5 protein-coding genes are annotated in these 6,000 nt (G+C 58.1%); 1 reads left to right on the top strand and 4 read right to left on the bottom strand.

Annotation, left to right across the window (positions count from 1 at the left end; genetic code table 11):
- Window positions 1-497 precede the first annotated feature (497 nt).
- Genes AQI94_RS44860 through AQI94_RS44850 form a run of 3 tightly spaced genes read right to left on the bottom strand, consistent with a single transcriptional unit; the run spans window position 498 to window position 3,995 of the window.
- Window positions 498-2,384, bottom strand: a complete 1,887-nt coding sequence (locus tag AQI94_RS44860; protein WP_158806495.1) for a coiled-coil domain-containing protein — start codon at window positions 2,382-2,384, stop codon at window positions 498-500.
- Window positions 2,381-2,869, bottom strand: a complete 489-nt coding sequence (locus AQI94_RS44855; RefSeq protein ID WP_158806493.1) for an ABC-three component system middle component 2 — start codon at window positions 2,867-2,869, stop codon at window positions 2,381-2,383. Before AQI94_RS44855 ends, AQI94_RS44860 begins: the two co-directional genes overlap by 4 nt.
- Window positions 2,853-3,995, bottom strand: coding sequence for an ABC-three component system protein (locus AQI94_RS44850; RefSeq protein ID WP_158806491.1), 1,143 nt, complete (start codon window positions 3,993-3,995; stop codon window positions 2,853-2,855). The genes AQI94_RS44855 and AQI94_RS44850 overlap by 17 nt, the downstream gene beginning before the upstream one ends.
- 835 nt (window positions 3,996-4,830) lie before the next feature.
- On the opposite strand from AQI94_RS44850, the gene AQI94_RS37365 reads away from it, so the two are divergent.
- Window positions 4,831-5,346, top strand: coding sequence for a hypothetical protein (locus tag AQI94_RS37365; protein ID WP_107064354.1), 516 nt, complete (start codon window positions 4,831-4,833; stop codon window positions 5,344-5,346).
- Between the two features lie 204 nt (window positions 5,347-5,550).
- Here the strand turns inward: AQI94_RS37365 and AQI94_RS37360 are convergent, their stop codons facing one another.
- Entirely contained in the window at window positions 5,551-5,817 is a 267-nt protein-coding gene (locus AQI94_RS37360; RefSeq protein ID WP_031059683.1) for a DUF6959 family protein, read from the bottom strand.
- Between the last annotated feature and the right edge of the window lie 183 nt (window positions 5,818-6,000).

Below are 6,000 nucleotides of genomic sequence, written 5' to 3'. Positions count from 1 at the left end.
AAGGCGGCTCGCTCCGCTCCCCGCGCGCGGCCCGGCCCCCGGCCGGGCCTGCGCTCCTGTCTTCGCCCCGCTCCAGCCCGGCCGGCGCCCGTGCCGCGCGCACAGCGCCACAATCCACGAGTCGAATGCCGCACGAGCGACCACGCTTAGAACGATGCCTCCGGCGGGGGATCGGCCGGCACCGGGGCACGGGGGCGCCGTTCCTGGCTGCGGGTGGCATTGGGGAGCGGTGAGCTCCCATCCCGTACGCCATCGACCCAGGCAGAGCCGAGCAGACGTTGTTGCTGGCGTCCAGGTCGTTCGTACAGTGGCGCGCTCCACCTGGACGCCAGCAACAACGCCCGCTCCACGGTGTGTGGGTCGACGGCGTACGGGATGGGAGCTGGGGTGAGTGGTTGGTTATCGGCTCCAACCCGTCCCCAGAGAGAGAGAACTACATGGCCATGACGGTGATCTTTAAGAGATTCCATGAGAACCACAAAAAGGCGCACCCGAATCTACCTGCTCGTCTCCCTACCACCGTCAGAGGTCGACTCTGACGCGTTAGCACTTCCTAGCCTTGGGGGAAACAAGCCGTATCGGCCTCGCCGTGGATCCTTCGTGAACTGATACCGCCGTAGCCCTGTCAGAGACACCGGAGGATCAATGTTTTCCACAACGATGGCCTGGCCGGGAAATTCATTGTTCAGGTATCGATAGAAACGTGCAGCCACATCTTCGTGCAACCGCTCGTCTTCATCGTCAGGATCCGGTTCGGCACCTCTGTATGTGAGAACCGGACTGTCAAGGATGACAAATCCCGGGTGTGGCTTACCAGACCGAATGCAGACTTCAGCCAAGGCCACAGTGAAAGCAGCCTGAAGAATTCCCCTCATGCCCATTCCGCGTGCGGCACGAGGCATTCCGCCGATAATTAGGTCTGACAAGTCTGCTTCTAGGTCGACCGTCTCAGCTTCCGGCGCACTCCAAGCGTCCAGGATACGTCGCATAGTTCTAATGAAGTCTTCTGCATCTTCAGGGCCTAGTTCAGGCGAACTTTGTACAGCCGTCGATTGCTGGATAGGGCCAAGACCCTTCCTCATCTCTAGCAACCCTTCGACCTGGTCGAGCAATGAAAACTGCTTATCGACCTTAGACCGAGCCTCAACCAGTTCGGCAAGTGAACCTTCTACGGGCTCCATCTCATGCTCGATACGAGAGATCTCCATGTCGACGCGTCGGCGTATATCTCGCATCTCTGAGGTGTCGCGACGAATTTCTTCATCCTGGGCCTGCATATCTTCTAGGGTCAGCAGCAGGTCACTCTTAAGCTGTCTGGTTTTTACTTGCTCCGCAGATATGGCGTCGTAAAAATCATCGGACTCTTGGACCACATGGTCAGCAGTTTGATTCTCAGGCGGCGCACCGCAGTACGGGCAATCTCCCCGACTGAAAAATCCTAGTAGATTTCCAGCCTCCTTTACCATTTCCAGCCGGGCGAGGTCAGAATCATACTGATCACGCAACAGGTTGAACCGCGCAGAAAGCTCAGCAATTTCAGATCGTCGGGCGGTATTTCGCTCAATATCACTAGATAGTGCTCGCAGCTTTCCCAGCTCTATATCTCGACGCTCTACTAGGGATCGAACAGACTGCGACTCTCGCTGAATACTGGAATTCAACCGCTCCCGCTGCTCCGTAAGGGCGGCGGCGCTCGTGCCCGAAATTCGCTTTTGCAGATCGGAGATCATTCCTGAGAGGAGTTCATGCTTTCCCAGCCGAACCTTACTTGCTGTAACTTCCTCCTGTGAGGCAACGTTTGAATCGTCATGGCCAGACAGCATTACGCGGAACGCAGATTTCTCGACCGTTCTCTCTGTCCTCTGCCCTGAAGGCGTGGTGGGCGAATTCTCTGACAGCATTTGCTGCTCACCCACGATGCATAGCTTCGCCACGTATCGGAATGTTAGAGAATTCTTAGCATTTTTTGCATTTTTCACGACTTGCAAGCCCGACATGCGCAGCGCTTCCAGCAAGTAAGACGAAATGCTGCTCCTTGCATTCTTGCTGTGCACTGCGGACAGTACTAATGCCTTGCCAGACTTGGGGATCGAGCGCACGTCGCCCTCGCACAAGAATACTTTTGAGCCTGGCAGTTCTCGAATTAGGGTAACAATGCGATTGTCGGGCAGCTTCAATCCTAGAAGGGCGTGGGTGTATCCCGCGGCCTCTCGGATTTTCGTAAGTTCTTTCGCTCCCAGCATGTAGTCGATCGATTTAACGACGTAAGTCTTTCCCGTATCCGATTTTCCAGAGATAACGGTCAGTCCTGAAACGAACTCCACGCTAGATGCATTCTGCTCTGGTCCCAGGAAGGTCAGGTGCCGAATCGAAATGCCCGTCACGTCGCCTCATTTCCCGAGCCAGAAGGAGCAGTAACTCCAGGTAGAGCGTCATCCTTCCAATGCGCGAATACCGATTTTAATGCTTGTCGAAGATCGTCTCCTTCAATTGGTACGATTTCAGAAGCGACCCACTGCGCTCTAGCCCTCAGATCATTAAAATACTGGGATTCGAGGAGCCTGACGAAAGTTTCCGAGTTATCAGTCGCCGCATACTTGATGCCATCAGGGCCAGTGGACATTCGAACTAGATTGGCCTGAATCATGACGCGCAGCCCGTCTGTAATTAGATGACGCTTTACGGCGAACTCGCCGGGCCTAATTGGCGTGGCTGGGTGGAGGCTGGCCGGGCCTCCTACATCGCCACTGTGCAGAATGCAGTAATCGAGATAGGCGAGTTGCCCCATATCCAGCTCGGTGGGGAAAATCTCATGCAGCAGAAGTAGGACTCGAACTCCCGCTTCAATGGGATTATTCAGGGTCTGCATCGTCGTCACTCCTGCACCAGGTGAGCCGGCCTTTATTAGCTAGGTGGTGGCATATCCCCTTCCTGTCTTCCAATCGCGTTGAGTTTATCAGCATGTTTGACGTGATATCCAGTTGCGTAGACATTTTCAAAACGGCTCGGAGGCGTTCCATTCCACTGTGAAATCTGCTCTCCTCAACGTCGACGACTCCTGTATAGATTTCGTCTTGCAGCTCCTCGAATGTGCCAGGAGGAACCTGATCGCGAGCGAATAGTCTCAGCGACTCTGCACTGTAGAAGTCTTCGCGCTGCCTGACGAAATGCTTGCATGCTTCCGGGTGAGAAAGCGCATCAGCAAGGTCCTTTACTTTTCTTGGGTACTCCTCCCTGTAAACCTCAATCAGTTGAGAAACGTATTCAAACTCCTCGTGATCGACGAGGTCTGGGGGGCGCTTATTTGCAGGACGGGGAGGCAGGTCTGTTCCGAAACGTGATGCATGGTAGGGGGACTTTTCCTTATGCAAGAGAAGAACATCGTCTACGTCCTCTTCTTTGAACCTTGTGAAATCGTCCGAAGAACAGAGCTCCCTCACACTCGCGATCTCCTGCGCCGACATACCTCGTGTTAGGGTCGTGCCAGTCTGCACCTTTTCCATGAACTGGCTCTTGAGAGCTGGCGGATCAATCAAAAGCCTCGCTAGGCCGGTTCCGCAGCCTTGCGGTGCAAGAAAACGGTATCTCCGTGGCATCACATAGTGGCCAGCTATCACGCTCCGGAAGACCTTCAATATTTCGACAAAAGCTTGTCCTGGCTTCAATGCCTCAGCGTAATGTTTACACTGGAAACAATCCCAGGGTCCGCGTAGATCATGCTCTGACAAAAAGCCAGCGACATCGATCCCGTGATCGTCTGCACCGCCCAACTGCTGGACTGCGGTGTACGGCTCGTCGAGGCATTTAGCCCACTCGCGAATGAATTTTTCCCAAGCATCCGGCGAGTACCAAGTGATCAATTGTCGGGCGGTTGCGCGGGGTGCTGAGGAAATTCCTCGGGTCAATACCGGACTGTCCCCGGCAGGTATATCGATGTTGAAAAGCTGCGGCTTTTCAATTGCCTGCCTAGTCTGTTCAGCCCCAGCCGACGCCATGCCTCACCCCGCCCCTAAAAGCCCCCTGTAGGCGTTTTTTACCATGTGTAGTCACCTGATGACCACGGTTGGGACTACCCAGATCTCTGCAGCGATAGTCAGGTGCACCGGCAGCTTCCGAAGATGAGGTCCCGCCAAGGCAGCAAAGTCGGTCACTCCTACGTTGAGGCCGGCGCCGTCATGGACGATGAACCGCATGCACTACTTCGACGGAACACGCTGGCTCGCGATCTTCACCGGCACGGAGGCGACGATCGGGTGGATGCTAGACGTGGACGCCTGGGACGACGCGACGAGGGCTGCTTGTGTTCGACCCCAAGCGCGGTACTCGCCGCCCGGTCACGTACTACCCAGACATCTCCCAACTTGAGCAGGCCGACCAGGTGGCCGCCGCCATCCCCGGAGGCGGCTGGCTCGCGTACTGGAAGGAGGAAGGGCCCGACCGACAACGGGCCATTGACTGGCATGGCTCATCACAGCCAAGGGACGAGGCACACCGATCACCGTTGACGCGCACGGACACGTGGTCGATGTCGAGGGCGCGGATCGCACCATCCCACCTGGGGAAGAGTCAAGCAGCCTCCGCCACCTGACCGTCTCAGTTTCCGTCTCATTCAGCCCCATTCACGGCCGTTCAGAGCGGACCACCGGTCAGAAGCGCCATGCGAGCCAACCGCCAACGAACGCAGGTGAACGCCCCTGAACGAGCGAACTCACCCCACCCCCACAGTTGGAAAGCGTGCGCCATGTTTGACAGCACAGACTGGCCGCCCCTTCCAGGTCATGTCCTCGGCTAGGGTTGCCCGGTCGCGGTCGGATGGGTGGAGGTAGACAAGTGCCAGGGCTGGATGAGTTGACACGGTTGCTGGGCACGCCGTCTCTGCATGCGCACACCCCCACAGACTGGAGCGGAGTCGAACGCTACGTCGGGTCTTCCCTGCCCAGCGACTTCAAGATCTTCCTGGACTCCTACGGCCCCGGAGTCATCGCCGACGAACTCGTCGTCTTCCACCCGCAGGGGCGCACTCCGCTCCTGGAGCGCATGCACAAGATCCACGGCACCTGGACCGAGGCACGGTCTCAACATCCCGCCGACTTCCCTTACCCGTTCCACCCACAGTCCGGCGGTCTCATCTCGTGGGGCTATGACTACGGCGGTGACGAGCACTTCTTCCTCCCATGCGACCACCACCCCGACAGCTGGAAGATCGTGACCATGGCCCATGAGGAAGGCTGCGAAGTCTTCGATGGATCATTCTCCGACTTCGTCATCGCGTTCATGAACCGGCTGCAGGTCATGGACGAGGCCGGCGACATCAGGCCCGCGGTCCCAAGCTTCGAGCCGTACTGAGTGGGATGGTCGTTCGCGCCGTCGCTCCGGCGGCCACCGAGGACCCAGGCGCGCACCACAGGCGCACCAGATAGGACGGGGAACAGCGGGGAACCACGGTGAAAGCGACCCATCCCCGCGAGGCTTCACCGTAGCCGTACGCACAGGTCAGAGCGCAGACGAACCGCACATGCCCGCAGCTTCCCAAGCTGATGGTCGGGCAGCTCAGTACGGCCGCGGAATCTCGTGCTCGTTCAACGCAGCCTCGTACCGCGCCAACAGCGCATCCAGGTCGGCCAGGAGAAGGCCAGCGGAGTCCCGAGCCTCATCCAAGTCGCCACGCTCGCAGGCCTCCACTACCTCGGCCACGTCGCTGCGGAGGACGTGAAGGGAGTCGCCCTGCACCAGGACCCCAGGGAACCGCCTGCCGGGCATGCGGACCACGGCGTCGTTGCCACCGTCTGTGAACAGCTCGGCCTCAATGCGCTCCATCGGACCATCCAACCTGACATCACCAGCTGACATCAACGGCGATAGACGCAGGCGGCCTTGTCCAACCACCCACGCCATACCGGTAGGACTGCGAGGGCCGCCTGGGAGCCGCTTGATCGAACTCCTAAAGCGGGTGTCGCAGGTTCGAATCCTGCCGGGGGCACAGGCAGAAGGGCCAGCTCA

This window comes from Streptomyces pseudovenezuelae (assembly GCF_001513955.1).
Lineage (GTDB): Bacteria > Actinomycetota > Actinomycetes > Streptomycetales > Streptomycetaceae > Streptomyces > Streptomyces pseudovenezuelae.
Note: the sequence above shows the minus strand (reverse complement) of the source record. Positions and strands in the feature narration are given on the sequence as shown.

Coding starts and splice junctions, on each gene's coding strand:
- AQI94_RS37360 (WP_031059683.1), bottom strand. CDS start 5,817: ATGGAGCGCATTGAGGCCGAGCTGTTCACAGACGGTGGCAACGACGCC.
- AQI94_RS44850 (WP_158806491.1), bottom strand. CDS start 3,995: ATGGCGTCGGCTGGGGCTGAACAGACTAGGCAGGCAATTGAAAAGCCG.
- AQI94_RS44855 (WP_158806493.1), bottom strand. CDS start 2,869: ATGCAGACCCTGAATAATCCCATTGAAGCGGGAGTTCGAGTCCTACTT.